The sequence below is a fragment of the Lelliottia nimipressuralis genome (genome assembly GCF_004115925.1).
GTDB lineage: Bacteria > Pseudomonadota > Gammaproteobacteria > Enterobacterales > Enterobacteriaceae > Enterobacter > Enterobacter nimipressuralis.
Genome location: NZ_SDDX01000009.1, coordinates 40,626 through 55,355 on the forward strand (window position 1 = coordinate 40,626; position 14,730 = coordinate 55,355).

The following is a 14,730-nucleotide window of genomic DNA, read 5'->3' on the forward strand; positions in this document are numbered from 1 at the left end:
CTGCAAAGTGTATCGCACTTACCCCTGATTCGTAAAAATGTCTGCAGGTAAGTGCCGATAATGTCAGCGCATTTGATGCTTTTTGAGCAATGCCCTTAATTGATGGTAGGTCAGACCCAGCAGTTCGGCTGCCTGCTTCTGGTTATATTTTGCCTCTTTCAGGCTCAGTTCGAGCAACTGGTGTTCCTGTTTGTGCTGAAACTGGCGCAAATCGAGGGGCAGAGAAGGGGTATCGGCATGCGGCGTCGGTTCCGGCTTTGTCGGCGCGGCGCGGTAAAAGGGATCGATAATGATGTTATCCAGCTCTGTCTCACTGCTGGCGTGGCGATACACGGAACGTTCCACCACGTTTTTCAGCTCACGAATATTGCCCGGCCAGCGGTAGTCCAGCAGCGTTTCCCGCGCATAATCGCTAAAGCCGGGGAACAGCGGCATTCCCAGCTCGCGGCACATCTGAATGGCGAACTGCTCGGCCAGCAGCATGATATCGCTGCGGCGCTCGCGCAGGGGCGGGAGCTGCACCACGTCAAAGGCCAGACGATCGAGAAGATCCGCGCGGAATTTTTCCTCCGCCACCATTTCCGGCAAATTGGCATTGGTGGCGCACACCAGGCGCACATTCACCTGCAACGGCTGACTGCCGCCCACGCGCTCCAGCTCGCCGTACTCAATCACGCGCAGCAGTTTTTCCTGCACCAGCATCGGGGCGGTGGCCAGTTCATCAAGAAACAACGTCCCGCCGTCTGCACGCTCAAAACGCCCGGGATGGCGTTTTTGCGCGCCGGTAAAGGCCCCCGCCTCATGGCCGAACAGCTCCGTATCAAGCAAATTCTCGTTCAGCGCCGCGCAGTTTAAGGAGATAAACGGCCCGTCCCATCGCCCGGACAGATAATGCAGACGGTTGGCGATAAGCTCCTTTCCGGTGCCGCGCTCACCGATTATCAGTACCGGCTTATTGAGCGGGGCCAGGCGCGAAACCTGCTCCAGCACCTCAAGAAAACTGTTCGCTTCGCCCAGTAAATTGTCTTTGTAATCAGCCATGATGAAATTAACCACTCGTTAGCGATATTCACCAGGTGAGAGTAGGATGTCCGTGGTGCAAAATCAACCACAATCATATAAATCAATAAGATAAAAACTTGGCACGGGAATTGTATTAGCTCATTAGCAGGGCATCGCCCGATAACAGAAATGTGAGGATTGAATTATGGGTATTTTTTCTCGTTTTGCCGACATCGTGAACGCCAACATCAACTCGCTGCTGGAGAAAGCGGAAGACCCGCAGAAGCTGGTGCGTCTGATGATTCAGGAAATGGAAGACACGCTGGTTGAAGTTCGTTCCACCTCTGCGCGTGCGCTGGCTGAAAAGAAACAGCTGTCACGTCGTATCGAGCAGGCTACCGCACAACAGAGCGAGTGGCAGGAAAAAGCGGAACTGGCGCTGCGTAAAGATAAAGACGATCTGGCCCGCTCGGCGCTGATCGAAAAACAAAAGCTGACCGACATCGTTGCGACGCTGGAGCATGAAATCACGCTGGTGGATGAAACGCTCACCCGCATGAAAAAAGAGATCGCGGAGCTGGAAAACAAACTCAGTGAAACGCGTGCTCGCCAGCAGGCTCTGACGCTGCGCCACCAGGCGGCCAGCTCATCCCGCGACGTTCGCCGTCAGCTGGATAGCGGTAAACTGGATGAAGCGATGGCGCGTTTCGAATCTTTTGAACGCCGCATCGACCATATGGAAGCCGAGGCCGAGAGCCACAGCTTTGGCAAACAGAAAACGCTGGATCAGCAGTTTGCCGATTTGAAAGCGGATGACGAAATCAGCGAGCAACTTGCGGTGCTGAAAGCCAAAATGAAGCAAGACAACCAATAATAATGAATGCGGCACCTCAGCGTGCCGCAACGCATCGTAAGACAAGGAGACCCTATGAGTGCGCTGTTTCTGGCTATTCCCCTGACCATTTTTGTGCTTTTCGTTCTGCCGATCTGGTTATGGCTGCACTACAGCAACCGTTCTTCCCGGGGCGAGCTCTCGCAAAGCGAGCAGCAACGGCTGTTGCAGCTCACCGATGACGCGAAAAAAATGCGTGAACGCATCCAGGCGCTCGAATCCATTCTGGACGCGGAACATCCAAACTGGAGGGAGAATTAATGGGCGGACTGAATTTAAATAAAAAACTGTGGCGCATCCCCCAGCAGGGGATGGTGCGCGGCGTGTGCGCCGGGCTGGCGCGCTATCTGGATGTGCCAGTGAAACTGGTGCGTGTGGTCACCGTGCTGTCGATCTTCTTTGGTCTGGCATTCTTTACCCTGGTGGCGTACATCATTTTGTCCTTCGTGCTCGATCCGATGCCGGACAGCGCCATGTCATCGGAAGATGCGCCGACCAGCAGCGATTTGCTCGACTCGGTGGATGCCGAACTGGCCTCCGGCGAGAAGCGTCTGCGCGAAATGGAACGCTATGTCACGTCCGACACGTTCACGCTGAGAAGTCGTTTTCGTCAGCTTTAACAGAGAGATAAAAATATGAATCGCAACTGGCAGCAGGCCGGTCAGAAAATGAAACCGGGCCTTAAAATTGCAGGCAAATTCGTTTTACTGACCGCGCTACGTTATGGCCCGGCAGGTGTGGCGGGTTGGGCGGTGAAATCTGTTGCCCGGAAACCGATCAGAATGTTACTGGCCGTGGCACTGGAGCCGCTGCTCAAGAAGGTCGCAGGCCGTTTTTCCCGCCGTTATTTTTCCTGACACTTCCCTCATTTAATGCCTTCTCTCAACGCGAGAGAGGGCATCAGCCCCGTTTTGAATATCATTATCATTGTTTCATCCTTTCTTTGCGTTAGCTCACATTAATGAGCAGAGCCGCTTTTTATTTGCACTTTTGAACCCTGAGGTTCGTTGACAGAAATTTTTATGGGGAGTAGATTGCTTTCCGTGGGACCGCTACCATGGAAATCAACGTGAACAATAAAATAACGCATTTAATTAATCTTATTTATGGCGATTCTTTTTCTCATAAGGATTTTAGTATTCTTCAGGAAAAGATAGGAAACGCGCGGAAGGTTATTAGTCATCAGCGTAAGGCGAACTGGGATGAAAAGGATGTGGTATTAATTACCTATGCCGATCAGTTTCAAAATCGCAACGAAAAAGCGCTGCCTGTCTTCACGCGATTTTATAATCGCTGGCTGTCTGATTCATTTTCTCATGTCCATCTTTTGCCTTTTTATCCGTGGTCTTCGGACGATGGATTCTCGGTCGTCGATTATCACCGCGTGGCGCCAGAAACAGGTGAGTGGGGCGATGTGGCTGAGTTAAAAAAATCAACGAATCTGATGTTTGATTTTGTCTGCAACCATATGTCAGCCAAAAGTGAGTGGTTCAACAATTATTTAAACCAGGTTCCTGGCTTTGAAGAATTTTTTATCGCCGTAGACCCGGCAACGGATTTATCAGCCGTTACCCGTCCACGCGCACTGCCGCTGTTAACACCGTTCACAATGTCAGAGGGCACGGTGCGCCACCTGTGGACCACCTTCAGCGAAGACCAGGTTGACCTCAACTTTGCCAGCCCGCAGGTCCTTATCGCCATGGTCGATGTGCTACTGAAGTATCTGGCTGAAGGTGCCGATTACATCCGCCTGGATGCGGTCGGGTTTATGTGGAAAATTCCAGGAACGACCTGTATCCATCTTGAGCAAACTCACCGTCTGATTCAGCTGTTCCGCGCGATCACCGAAGAGGTTGCGCCCGGTACGGTCATCATCACTGAAACCAATGTCCCCCATAAAGACAACATTTCGTACTTCGGCGATGGCACCAACGAAGCGCAGATGGTCTATCAGTTTTCACTGCCGCCGCTGGTGCTTCACAGCGTGCATAGCCAAAACGTAGAGGCCCTTTGCCAGTGGGCGCAGCAACTGACGCTGCCTTCATCGGAGACCACCTGGTTTAACTTCCTCGCCTCCCACGACGGTATCGGCCTGAACCCGGTGCGCGGGATTATTCCTGAGAGCGATATTCTGGCACTGGTCGAAAAACTCCAGCATGAAGGCGCGCTGGTAAACTGGAAAAATAATCCGGACGGCAGCCGCAGCCCTTATGAAATTAATGTGACTTACCTGGATGCATTAAGTCGGCAAGACAGTACAGATGACGAACGTATTGCCCGATTTCTTCTGGCTCATGCCGTGTTATTAAGTTTTCCAGGCGTGCCCGCAATTTATATTCAAAGCATCATTGGCTCTCGTAACGATTATGATAACGTTGAGCGGCTGGGGTATAACCGGGCGATAAATCGGCGGAAATATCACGAGGGTGAAATTGATAACGAGCTGGAATGTCATAGTAGTCTTAGATACAAAATTTATACTGCATTAAAAAATATGCTTTCACTGCGCCGTCAGCAAAAAGCATTTCATCCTGACAGCACAGCATTTTATGACGCACCGAATCAGCATGTTCTTAGAATCATTCGTGTCGCAGATAATGGTGAGCGGATCGCGGCGCTGTTTAACTTTAATGAACATGCGCAAATTATTTCCTCGGGAATTCACTCTGGGGTGGAATTACTTACGGGAACGCCTGTTAACGGAGATTCTGTAACCCTTAATCCGTGGCAGGTTATGTGGATTAAAGAAATCTAAAAGGACGATAAAAATGAAGATGCCTAAAATTGTGCTGTTATCAGCACTGGTTTCGTGCGCCCTGTTGTCAGGCTGTCGGGATGACAACAATAAAGTAGTCGCCATTGAATTCATGCACTCGTCGGTGGAGCAGGAGCGCCAGGCGGTAATCACTCAACTTATTGAACGCTTCGAGAAAGACAACCCGTCCATCAAGGTAAAACAGGTTCCGGTGGAAGAGGATGCCTATAACACCAAGGTGATTACATTGGCCCGTACAGGCGCTTTGCCTGAGGTAATTGAAGTCAGTCACGACTACGCCAAAGTGATGGACAAAGAACAGCTGCTCGACCGCGATGCCATCAGCGCCGCGATTGGCGCTGTCGGTGAAAACACGTTCTACGACGGCATTCTGCGCGTGGTGCGCACGGAAGACGGTAAGGCGTGGACAGGTGTTCCGGTTAGCGCGTGGCTTTCCGGCGTCTGGTACCACAAATCGGTGCTGGCCGCTGCGGGGATTCAGGAGCCTGCGACCTGGGAGCAACTGCTCAAAGCCAGTCAGTCCCTGAATCACCCCGAGAAAAAACAGTACGGTATCGCCTTACCGACGGCGGAAAGTGTCATGACCGAACAGGCATTCTCTCAGTTTGCGCTGTCGGGTGGTGCGAACGTCTTCGATGCGAAAGGGGATGTGGTCATCAATACGCCGGAGATGGCGAAAGCGCTGGCGTTCTATCGCGATCTGGCGGCTACCACCATGCCGGGCTCCAACGATGTGATGGAAATTAAAGACGCCTTTATGAACGGCTCCGCGCCAATGGCGATCTACTCCACCTATATCCTTCCTGCGGTATTTAAAGATGGCAATCCGGCCGATCTCGGGTTTGTTGTGCCGACGGAAAAATCCTCGGCGGTTTACGGCATGGTGACATCACTAACCATCACCAACGGGCAAACCGAGGAAGAAACCAAAGCGGCAGAAACCTTTGTCACCTGGATGGAGCAGGCTCAAAACGCAGCCGACTGGGTGATGATGTCGCCGGGTGCGGCGCTGCCGGTCAACAAACGGGTGGTGGATACCGCGTCGTGGAAAAACAACAACGTCATACAGGCGTTTGGTCAGCTTCCGTATGAGTTGATAGCCCAGTTCCCCAACGTGCAGGTCTTTGGTGCTGTCGGCGACAAAAACTTTACGCGTATGGGCGACGTCACCGGTTCGGGTGTGATCAGTTCGATGGTGCATGACGTGACGGTCGGGAAGAAAGATCTCTCCACCACGTTAAACGATAGCCAGAAGCGTCTGGCCGATCTGATTTCACAACGATAGGGGCGCACCGCGAAGGGAATTATGAAGAGGTTGTTTACTGGCCGTTCCGATCTGCCTTTCGCCATGCTGCTGTTGGCCCCCAGCCTGATATTGCTGGGGGGCCTGGTAGCCTGGCCGATGATTTCGAATATCGAAATCAGTTTTTTACGCCTGCCGCTGAATCCACGTATCAGCGCCACCTTTGTCGGTCTGGATAATTATATCCGGATTCTGGGGGATTCCGCGTTCTGGCACTCATTGTGGATGACCTTCTGGTATACGGCGCTGGTGGTGCTTGGCAGCACTGGCCTGGGTCTGGCCGTGGCGATTTTCTTCAATCGCGAGTTTCGCCTGCGTAAAACGGCGCGTTCACTGGTGATCCTCTCGTACGTCACACCGTCCATCTCGCTGGTGTTTGCATGGAAATACATGTTCAACAACGGCTACGGCATCGTGAACTATCTGGGCGTCGATGTGCTGCACCTGTACGACCAGGCACCGCTGTGGTTTGACAACCCCGGCAGCAGCTTTGTGCTGGTGGTGTTGTTCGCCATCTGGCGCTACTTCCCGTACGCATTTATCTCGTTTTTGGCGATTTTGCAGACCATCGATAAATCACTGTACGAGGCGGCAGAGATGGATGGTGCGAACGGCTGGCAGCGTTTTCGGATCGTGACTCTTCCCGCGATCATGCCGGTGCTGGCAACCGTGCTGACACTGCGGACCATCTGGATGTTCTACATGTTCGCGGACGTTTATCTGCTCACCACTAAGGTCGATATTCTCGGCGTCTATCTCTACAAAACGGCGTTTGCTTTTAACGATCTGGGGAAAGCGGCCGCCATCTCAGTGGTGCTGTTTGTGATTATTTTCGCCGTCATCCTGCTGACCAGAAAAAGGGTAAACCTCAATGGCAACAAGTAAACGCACCCTCAGTCGTGTCGGTTTTTACGTCGGACTGGCGCTGTTTCTGCTCATCACGCTGTTTCCGTTCTTCGTGATGCTCATGACCTCGTTCAAAAGTGCGAAAGAGGCGATTTCTCTGCATCCGACGATCCTGCCGCAGGCATGGACGTTGCAGCACTACATCGACATCTTTAACCCGCTGATTTTCCCGTTTGTGAACTATTTCAGGAACAGTTTGCTGGTCTCCCTGAGTTCGTCGATTATTGCGGTATTCCTCGGGACGCTCGGGGCCTACGCGCTGTCGAAACTTCGCTTTAAAGGGCGGGCCACTATCAATGCCAGCTTCTATAGCGTCTATATGTTCTCCGGGATTTTACTGGTGGTGCCGCTGTTCAAAATTATTACCGCGCTCGGCATTTACGACACCGAACTGGCGCTGATCATCACGATGGTGACTCAGACGCTACCGACGGCTGTTTTCATGCTCAGAAGCTATTTCGACACCATACCGGACGAAATTGAAGAAGCGGCGATGATGGACGGGCTAAACCGTCTGCAAATTATCTTCCGTATCACCGTCCCGCTTGCCATCTCCGGCCTGGTCTCGGTGTTTGTCTATTGCTTCATGGTGGCCTGGAACGACTACCTGTTTGCATCGATTTTCCTCTCAAGCGCCAGCAACTTCACATTGCCGGTCGGGCTGAACACGCTCTTCAGTACACCGGACTATATCTGGGGCCGGATGATGGCCGCGTCGCTGGTGACGGCATTGCCGGTGGTTGTGATGTATGCGCTTTCTGAACGTTTCATTAAAAGTGGTTTGACCGCCGGTGGCGTAAAAGGCTGAGGCGGCCTGTTTTTAACAAGGAGTAGTCATGAAAAAATTAGTTGCGACAGCGCCGCGCGTAGCCGCGCTGGTCCAGTACGAAGATCGCCCTGTGGCGGCAAATGAAGTCAAGATCCGCGCCCGTTACGGCGCGCCAAAGCACGGAACAGAAGTGGTCGATTTCCAGGGGGCAAGCCCGTTTATTGACGAAGAGTTCAATGCTGAGTGGCAACTCTTTACACCGCGTGCTGAAGGTGCTGCGCGCGGTATTGAGTTCGGCAAATTCCAGCTGGGCAATATGATCGTCGGGGACATCATCGAATGCGGCTCAGAGGTCACGGATTACCAGATCGGGGATTCCGTATGCTGCTACGGGCCGCTTCAGGAGACGGTAATCGTCAATGCCGTCAACAACTACAAGCTGCGTAAAATGCCGCAAGGCGCATCCTGGAAAAACGCCGTCTGCTATGACCCGGCACAGTTCGCCATGAGCGGGGTACGTGATGCTAACGTTCGCGTCGGAGATTTTGTGGTGGTAGTGGGGTTAGGTGCCATCGGTCAGATCGCTATCCAGCTGGCAAAAAAAGCGGGTGCGTCCATAGTCATTGGCGTTGACCCTATCGAACACCGCTGCGACATCGCCCGTCGTCACGGCGCGGATTTCTGCATCAACCCGATCGGCAATGACGTTGGGCTGGAGATTAAACAGCTCACTGGAAAGCAGGGGGCCGACATCATTATCGAAACCAGCGGCTTCGCCGATGCGCTGCAATCCGCACTGCGCGGACTGGCTTACGGCGGAACCCTCTCTTATGTCGCATTCGCGAAACCCTTTGCCGAAGGATTCAACCTGGGCCGCGAAGCGCATTTCAATAACGCGAAGATCGTCTTTTCACGCGCCTGCAGCGAGCCGAACCCGGACTACCCGCGCTGGAGCCGTAAACGCATCGAAGAAACCTGCTGGGAGCTGCTGATGAATGGCTACCTCAACTGCGACGATCTGATCGATCCGATCGTGAGCTTCGAAACCAGTGCGGAAAGCTATATGACGTATGTCGATAAGCATCCGGAACTGAGCATCAAAATGGGCGTGACTTTTTAAGCAAGCGAGAACAAAAGATGAAAATTGCAACACAAAATCAGGCCTTTTTCCCGACCGATATTCTTGAAAAATTCCAGTACATCAAGGCAATGGGTTTTGATGGCTATGAAATCGACGGCAAGCTTTTGGTTGATAATCTGGCGGAAGTGAAAGACGCCATAAAAGCCACCGGGCTGCCAGTAACCACCGCCTGTGGCGGCTACGACGGCTGGATCGGTGATTTTATCGAAGAGCGCCGTCTGAATGGTTTGCAGCAAATCGAACGTATTCTTGAAGCGCTGAGCGACGTGGGTGGAAAGGGCATTATCGTGCCTGCAGCCTGGGGGATGTTTACCTTCCGACTGCCGCCGATGACCTCGCCGCGCAGTCTGGCGGGCGATCGCAAAGCGGTCAGTGCGTCCTTGCGCTGGTTAGATGACGTAGCGGCGCGTACCGGAACCCTCGTTTATCTTGAGCCGCTGAACCGCTATCAGGATCACATGATCAACACGCTGGCGGATGCGCGTCGCTATATCGAAGAAAATGCGCTCAAGCACGTGCAGATTATCGGCGATTTCTACCATATGAATATCGAAGAGGATTCGCTGACCGGCGCACTTCACGAAAATCGTGACAGGCTCGGGCATGTTCATATCGCCGACAATCACCGTTATCAGCCTGGCAGCGGCACGCTCGATTTTGCTGCGCTGTTTGACCAGCTCCGCGCCGATGATTATCAAGGCTACGTTGTATATGAGTGCCGCGTGCGCGCGGAGGACCCGGCCAAAGCCTATCAGGCTTCGCTCAACTATTTACGTGGCTGCTGAGGATGACGAGCGTGATGAGTGCTTCTACACCTTTGCCTCTGCGCGTCGCCATCCTTGGCGCCGGGCAGGTTGCAGACAAAGTGCATGCCTCGTATTACGCCACGCGCAGCGATCTGCAGATGGTGGCTGTCATGGACAGCCGCCTGGATCAGGCGCAGGCATTTGCTGAGCGCCACGCTATCGCAGGTGTGTATCAGGACGCGAGGTTGATGTTGCAGGAGGCAAAGCCTGACATCGTGAGCGTTTGCTCGCCGAATCGTTTTCACTATGAACATGTGATGGCGGCGCTGGTGGCGGGTTGCCACGTGATGTGCGAAAAGCCACCCGCGATGACACCTGCACAGGCAGACGAGATGCGTCTGGCGGCTCGGCATGCTGGAAAAGTGTTGGCCTACGATTTTCACCATCGTTTCGCGCTGGATGCGCAGCTGCTGCGTGAAGCGGTTCAGAACGGCACCTTTGGCGAGATTTATGTCACCAGCGCGCAGGCGTTACGTCGTTGCGGTGTTCCCGGCTGGGGTGCTTTTACCAATAAGTCGCTACAAGGCGGTGGGCCATTGATTGATATTGGCATCCATATGCTCGATGTGGCGATGTACGTGTTGGGGTTCCCGGCGGTGAAACGCGTGACAGCACACAGTTTTCAAAAGCTGGGCACCACTAAGCATTGCGGGCAGTTTGGTGAATGGGACCCCAAAGACTATACCGTTGAAGATGCGCTGTTTGGCACTATTGAGTTTTGCAACGGGGGGATCTTACGTCTCGATACATCGTTTGCCCTTAACATCCGCGAGAAATCGATCATGAACGTCTCATTTTGCGGTGAAAAAGCGGGCGCGACATTATTCCCGGCGCATATTTATGACGACGTGGGGGGCGAGTTACAGACGATTTTAAGCCGCGACGACGCGGACGATCAGCGCCATTTACGCAGCATGGAAGCATTTGTGCGCCATGTGCTGGGCGAGCCGGTGATGATTGCCGATGCTGAGCAGGGGCTGGTGATCCAGCAGCTCGTGGCGGCGCTCTATGAATCGGCAGAAACACGGGAGAGCGTAGAGTTATGCTGAACCTCTCTCGTCTTTCAGAACCCACGTTCAGCCCGCACAGTCTGAACAAGTACGCGTCGATCATGGCCTGTGGCAATGGCTATATGGGCATTCGCGCCAGTCATGAAGAGGACTATACGCAGCAAACGCGCGGCATGTATCTGGCAGGGGTTTACCACCGCGCAGGGCGCAACGAAACGAAGGAACTGGTGAACCTCCCCGATGTGCTGGGGATTGAACTGCAGCTGGACGGCGAACATTTTTCGCTACTGGCAGGTGAGCTTCTCTGCTGGGAGCGTGAGTTAGCGTTCTCTAACGGCGAGCTACGCCGCAGCCTGGTCTGGCGTTCAACCAGGGGAAAACGCTTTCGCATCGACAGCCGCCGCTTTGTCTCACTGGATCAGCTGCCATTGGTGGCGCTGCAATTTTCCGTCACTCCCCTGGACGGCGCTGCGCGCATCAGCTTCTCGACTGGAATCGACGCGACGCAAACCAACAGCGGTCGACAGCATCTGGATGAAACCTCTGTTCAGGTATTTGATCAGCATTTCATGCAAGGCGTGTATGAAACTCAGGATCGCTCGACTGACGTCGTGATCTCCGCGAGCTGTCAGCTGGATACCCCGAGTGAAAACTGTTTTACCGCCAAAAACCGGCGTCTGAACTGCCACCATGCACTGGAGGCAGAAGAGGGGCAGAAAGTTACGCTGGAGAAAATCGTCTGGATAACCCATCGCCACGATAAAGAACTTGAGCAGTCTGCCTTTGCACAAAAAGGCCTGGCCGAGCTAAAACGCTGCGCGGAGCAGGGCTACGACGCATTGCTGGAACAGTCTGCACTTGCCTGGGACACGCACTGGCAAACCAGCCGCGTTAGCGTGCAATCCGACGATCCTCAGGATCAGCTCACCCTTGACTACTCGGTCTGGCATTTGACGGCCATGACGCCTGCGCACAACGAGCGTTGCAGTATCGCGGCGAAAGGGCTGACCGGCGAAGGCTATAAAGGCCACGTTTTCTGGGACACTGAGATCTTCCTGTTACCGTTCCACCTCTTTACGCGGCCGCAAACGGCCCGCAGCTTGCTGCGTTATCGCTGGCTGAACCTTGCCGGAGCCCGTGAGAAAGCACAGCGCAACGGCTGGGCGGGAGCGCTGTTTCCGTGGGAGAGCGCAGACAGCGGCCAGGAGGAGACCCCTGAATACGCCGCCATCAATATTCGCACCGGCCTGCGACAAAAAGTGGCGTCGGCGCTGGCGGAGCACCATATCGTCGCCGATATCGCCTGGGCCGTCGTGGCCTACTGGCAAGCGACGCGCGACAGCGACTTCATGCGCAGTGAGGGGCTGGCGCTGCTCATGGAAACCGCGTCGTTCTGGATCTCCCGGGCCACAGACGTGAATGGCCGGCTTGAGATCCACGACGTTATCGGCCCGGACGAGTATACCGAGCATGTGAACAACAATGCCTTTAGCAACTATATGGCCTGGCAAAACGTCCATGATGCCCTGGCGCTGATGGAACACTTTAATCGGCAGGACGATGCGTTTACAGAAGCGGCGCAGAAATTCCTGGCGCGTCTGTGGCTGCCTTCCACTGATGCGCAGGGGGTTATCCCGCAGGATGACACCTTTATGGCGAAACCTGCGATTGATCTACGCCGTTACAAGGCGCAGGCCGGTAAGCAAACCATTCTGCTGGACTACTCCCGCGCGGAGGTCAATGAAATGCAGATCCTCAAGCAGGCGGACGTGGTGATGCTCAACTATCTGTTGCCAGATAAGTTCGACCGCAAACAATGTGCGGCGAATCTGGCCTTCTACGAGCCGCGCACGATCCACGACTCCTCATTGAGTCAGTCGATTCACGGCATTGTGGCTGCTCGCTGCGGTGATACCCCGCGCGCCTATGCCTTCTGGCGAGCGGGTGCGGCGATTGATCTGGGGGACGATCCTCACAGTTGCGACGATGGGATCCACGCTGCCGCAACGGGTGCAATCTGGTCGGGTGTCGTTCAGGGCTTTGCCGGGATGCAGATTATTGATGGCGAACTGCATCTGACGCCGCAACTGCCGGCACACTGGCAGCGACTGCAATTCTCTCTTCAGTGGCGCGCTGCACGCCTCGATATTCTGGTTAAGGGCGCATCAGTGACGCTGCGTTCCAGCGCACCGATTGCAGTGACGCTTTGGGGAGAAACACACCACCTTTTAGCCAATGAAACGCGCACTGTTGATTTACCTGAATTTGGGACCGCTACCACGGAGGGCGGCAACAATGTTTAAGGCGGTGATTTTCGATTTAGACGGGGTGATTACCGACACGGCGCATCTGCACTTTCTGGCCTGGCAGAGCGTGGCGTCAGAGATAGGCATCCCGATTGACGAGGCGTTCAATGCCGGGCTGAAGGGTATTAGTCGGATGGACTCACTCGCCCGTATTTTGCGCCACGGTGGAATGGAAGAGGCGTTTAGTCAGAAAGAGCGCGAGCAACTGGCGCAGGCCAAAAATGCGCTGTACGTCGAATCGCTTAAGGGGTTAACCCGCGATTCACTTCTGCCGGGTATTGCGCAGTTGCTGACGGAAATCCGCGCGAACAAGGTGCGCATCGGGCTGGCGTCGGTCTCCCTTAATGCGCCCACGATCCTCCAGGCTCTGGGGATCGCCAGCGCTTTCGATTTTTGCGCCGACGCGTCGCGCATTCAGCTCTCGAAACCGCATCCTGACATTTTCCTGGCGGCCTGCGCAGGATTAGGCGTCACACCGGAGCAGACGATTGGGATTGAAGATGCGCAGGCGGGTATTGAGGCGATCAATGCCGCAGGCATGCTGTCGGTTGGGATCGGCGGCGAGTTATCCGGCGCAGGTTTAACACTTTCTTCCACGTATGAACTGTCCTGGCCGCGTTTATCCGATTTCTGGCAGGCCATGCGCGGCCAGAACGGGCATCACTTAAGGGGGCATAATGGCTCAGCTATCGCTTAAACATATTCAAAAAATCTACGACAACCAGGTTCATGTGGTGAAGGATTTCAGCCTCGAAATCGAAGATAAAGAGTTTATCGTCTTTGTCGGTCCGTCGGGCTGTGGCAAATCGACGACTTTGCGCATGATTGCCGGGCTGGAAGAGATCAGTGCGGGTGAGCTGTTTATCGACGGGGTGCGGATGAACGATGTTCCGGCCAAATCGCGCGATATCGCAATGGTGTTCCAGAACTACGCCCTGTATCCGCATATGACCGTCTACGACAACATGGCGTTTGGTCTGAAGATGCAAAAAATAGCGCCAGCGGTCATTGAGGAAAGGGTCAGCTGGGCGGCGCAAATTTTGGGGCTGCGTGATTATCTGAAGCGAAAACCGGGGGCGTTATCCGGCGGCCAGCGCCAGCGTGTGGCACTCGGAAGGGCGATTGTGCGCGAGGCGGGAGTCTTCCTGATGGACGAACCCTTGTCCAACCTCGATGCCAAGCTGCGTGTGCAGATGCGTGCAGAGATCAGCAAGCTGCACCAGAAACTGAACACCACCATGATTTACGTGACTCACGATCAAACGGAAGCCATGACCATGGCGACGAGAATTGTGATTCTCAAGGACGGTTATATTCAGCAGGTGGGCGCACCGAAGCAGGTCTATAACGAACCGGCCAATATGTTTGTTGCTGGTTTTATCGGATCACCGGCCATGAATTTTATTCGCGGGGCAATTGATGGCCGTTATTTCGTCACTGAAACGCTGCGTCTTGAGATCCCCGAGACGAAACTCGCTGTGCTGAATGCGATGGGATATCAGCGCAAGGCGGTGGTCTTTGGCATCCGGCCCGAAGACATTCTCACGTCATCAGGCATCCCCATGGACATCACAGCCAAAGTCAGCGTGGCCGAACTCACCGGAGCAGAGTTTATGCTCTACGCCACAGTGGGGGGACATGAGTTGGTTCTGCGCGCCGGCGCGGTCAACGATTACCGTGCCGGGGATAACCTGGCCATTCAGTTTGAAATGGATAAATGTCACTTCTTCGACGCTGATAGCGAAATAGCGCTGAGATAAAAGATTTCGTTGCCGGGAATTTTCTTTCCGGCTTTTTTAGTCGTTATTTTATAAAGGAA

Annotated in this window: 15 protein-coding genes; 14 read left to right on the plus strand and 1 reads right to left on the minus strand. The window is 54.1% G+C overall.

The window, feature by feature from the left end; all coding sequences use genetic code 11:
• Window positions 1–63 precede the first annotated feature (63 nt).
• Window positions 64–1,056: a phage shock protein operon transcriptional activator gene (gene pspF, locus ETG88_RS08880; RefSeq protein ID WP_164971786.1), complete on the minus strand. Its 993-nt coding sequence runs from the start codon at window positions 1,054–1,056 to the stop codon at window positions 64–66.
• A 151-nt stretch (window positions 1,057–1,207) separates the two neighbouring features.
• On the opposite strand from pspF, the gene pspA reads away from it, so the two are divergent.
• The 14 genes from pspA to ETG88_RS08950 all read left to right on the plus strand — a co-directional run bounded on the left by pspA (window position 1,208) and on the right by ETG88_RS08950 (window position 14,671).
• Window positions 1,208–1,876, plus strand: a complete 669-nt coding sequence (pspA, locus tag ETG88_RS08885; RefSeq protein WP_107703462.1) for a phage shock protein PspA — start codon at window positions 1,208–1,210, stop codon at window positions 1,874–1,876.
• A gap of 54 nt (window positions 1,877–1,930) precedes the next feature.
• Window positions 1,931–2,155: an envelope stress response membrane protein PspB gene (gene pspB / locus ETG88_RS08890; protein ID WP_100779992.1), complete on the plus strand. Its 225-nt coding sequence runs from the start codon at window positions 1,931–1,933 to the stop codon at window positions 2,153–2,155.
• Window positions 2,155–2,514: an envelope stress response membrane protein PspC gene (pspC, locus tag ETG88_RS08895; RefSeq protein ID WP_100779993.1), complete on the plus strand. Its 360-nt coding sequence runs from the start codon at window positions 2,155–2,157 to the stop codon at window positions 2,512–2,514. Before pspB ends, pspC begins: the two co-directional genes overlap by 1 nt.
• Before the next feature lie 15 nt (window positions 2,515–2,529).
• Complete coding sequence (gene pspD / locus ETG88_RS08900; RefSeq protein ID WP_100779994.1) at window positions 2,530–2,751, plus strand: phage shock protein PspD; 222 nt, start codon at window positions 2,530–2,532, stop codon at window positions 2,749–2,751.
• Between the two features lie 200 nt (window positions 2,752–2,951).
• Complete coding sequence (locus ETG88_RS08905; RefSeq protein WP_129035212.1) at window positions 2,952–4,649, plus strand: sugar phosphorylase; 1,698 nt, start codon at window positions 2,952–2,954, stop codon at window positions 4,647–4,649.
• A gap of 13 nt (window positions 4,650–4,662) precedes the next feature.
• A complete protein-coding gene (locus ETG88_RS08910; RefSeq protein ID WP_129035213.1) occupies window positions 4,663–5,955 on the plus strand; it encodes an ABC transporter substrate-binding protein in 1,293 nt (430 codons plus the stop codon).
• Between the two features lie 21 nt (window positions 5,956–5,976).
• Window positions 5,977–6,858: a carbohydrate ABC transporter permease gene (locus tag ETG88_RS08915; RefSeq protein WP_102103833.1), complete on the plus strand. Its 882-nt coding sequence runs from the start codon at window positions 5,977–5,979 to the stop codon at window positions 6,856–6,858.
• Window positions 6,845–7,687 (plus strand): carbohydrate ABC transporter permease, encoded by an 843-nt coding sequence (locus tag ETG88_RS08920; protein WP_129035214.1) that lies wholly within the window; start codon window positions 6,845–6,847, stop codon window positions 7,685–7,687. The genes ETG88_RS08915 and ETG88_RS08920 overlap by 14 nt, the downstream gene beginning before the upstream one ends.
• A gap of 28 nt (window positions 7,688–7,715) precedes the next feature.
• The gene (gene ycjQ, locus ETG88_RS08925; RefSeq protein ID WP_129035215.1) at window positions 7,716–8,768 is read left to right on the plus strand and encodes a D-guloside 3-dehydrogenase; all 1,053 of its coding nucleotides are present in this window, start codon (window positions 7,716–7,718) and stop codon (window positions 8,766–8,768) included.
• Between the two features lie 17 nt (window positions 8,769–8,785).
• Window positions 8,786–9,574 carry a 3-dehydro-D-guloside 4-epimerase gene (gene ycjR / locus ETG88_RS08930; RefSeq protein ID WP_129035216.1) on the plus strand — a complete coding sequence of 263 codons (789 nt, stop codon included), beginning with the start codon at window positions 8,786–8,788 and terminating at the stop codon, window positions 9,572–9,574.
• A gap of 11 nt (window positions 9,575–9,585) precedes the next feature.
• Window positions 9,586–10,644 carry a D-glucoside 3-dehydrogenase gene (gene ycjS, locus ETG88_RS08935; protein WP_129035217.1) on the plus strand — a complete coding sequence of 353 codons (1,059 nt, stop codon included), beginning with the start codon at window positions 9,586–9,588 and terminating at the stop codon, window positions 10,642–10,644.
• Window positions 10,638–12,908 (plus strand): glycoside hydrolase family 65 protein, encoded by a 2,271-nt coding sequence (locus tag ETG88_RS08940; protein ID WP_129035218.1) that lies wholly within the window; start codon window positions 10,638–10,640, stop codon window positions 12,906–12,908. Before ycjS ends, ETG88_RS08940 begins: the two co-directional genes overlap by 7 nt.
• On the plus strand, window positions 12,901–13,608 hold the full coding sequence (gene pgmB / locus ETG88_RS08945) for a beta-phosphoglucomutase (protein WP_129035219.1): 708 nt from the start codon (window positions 12,901–12,903) through the stop codon (window positions 13,606–13,608). Before ETG88_RS08940 ends, pgmB begins: the two co-directional genes overlap by 8 nt.
• Window positions 13,589–14,671, plus strand: a complete 1,083-nt coding sequence (locus ETG88_RS08950; RefSeq protein ID WP_129035220.1) for an ABC transporter ATP-binding protein — start codon at window positions 13,589–13,591, stop codon at window positions 14,669–14,671. The genes pgmB and ETG88_RS08950 overlap by 20 nt, the downstream gene beginning before the upstream one ends.
• Window positions 14,672–14,730 lie beyond the last annotated feature (59 nt).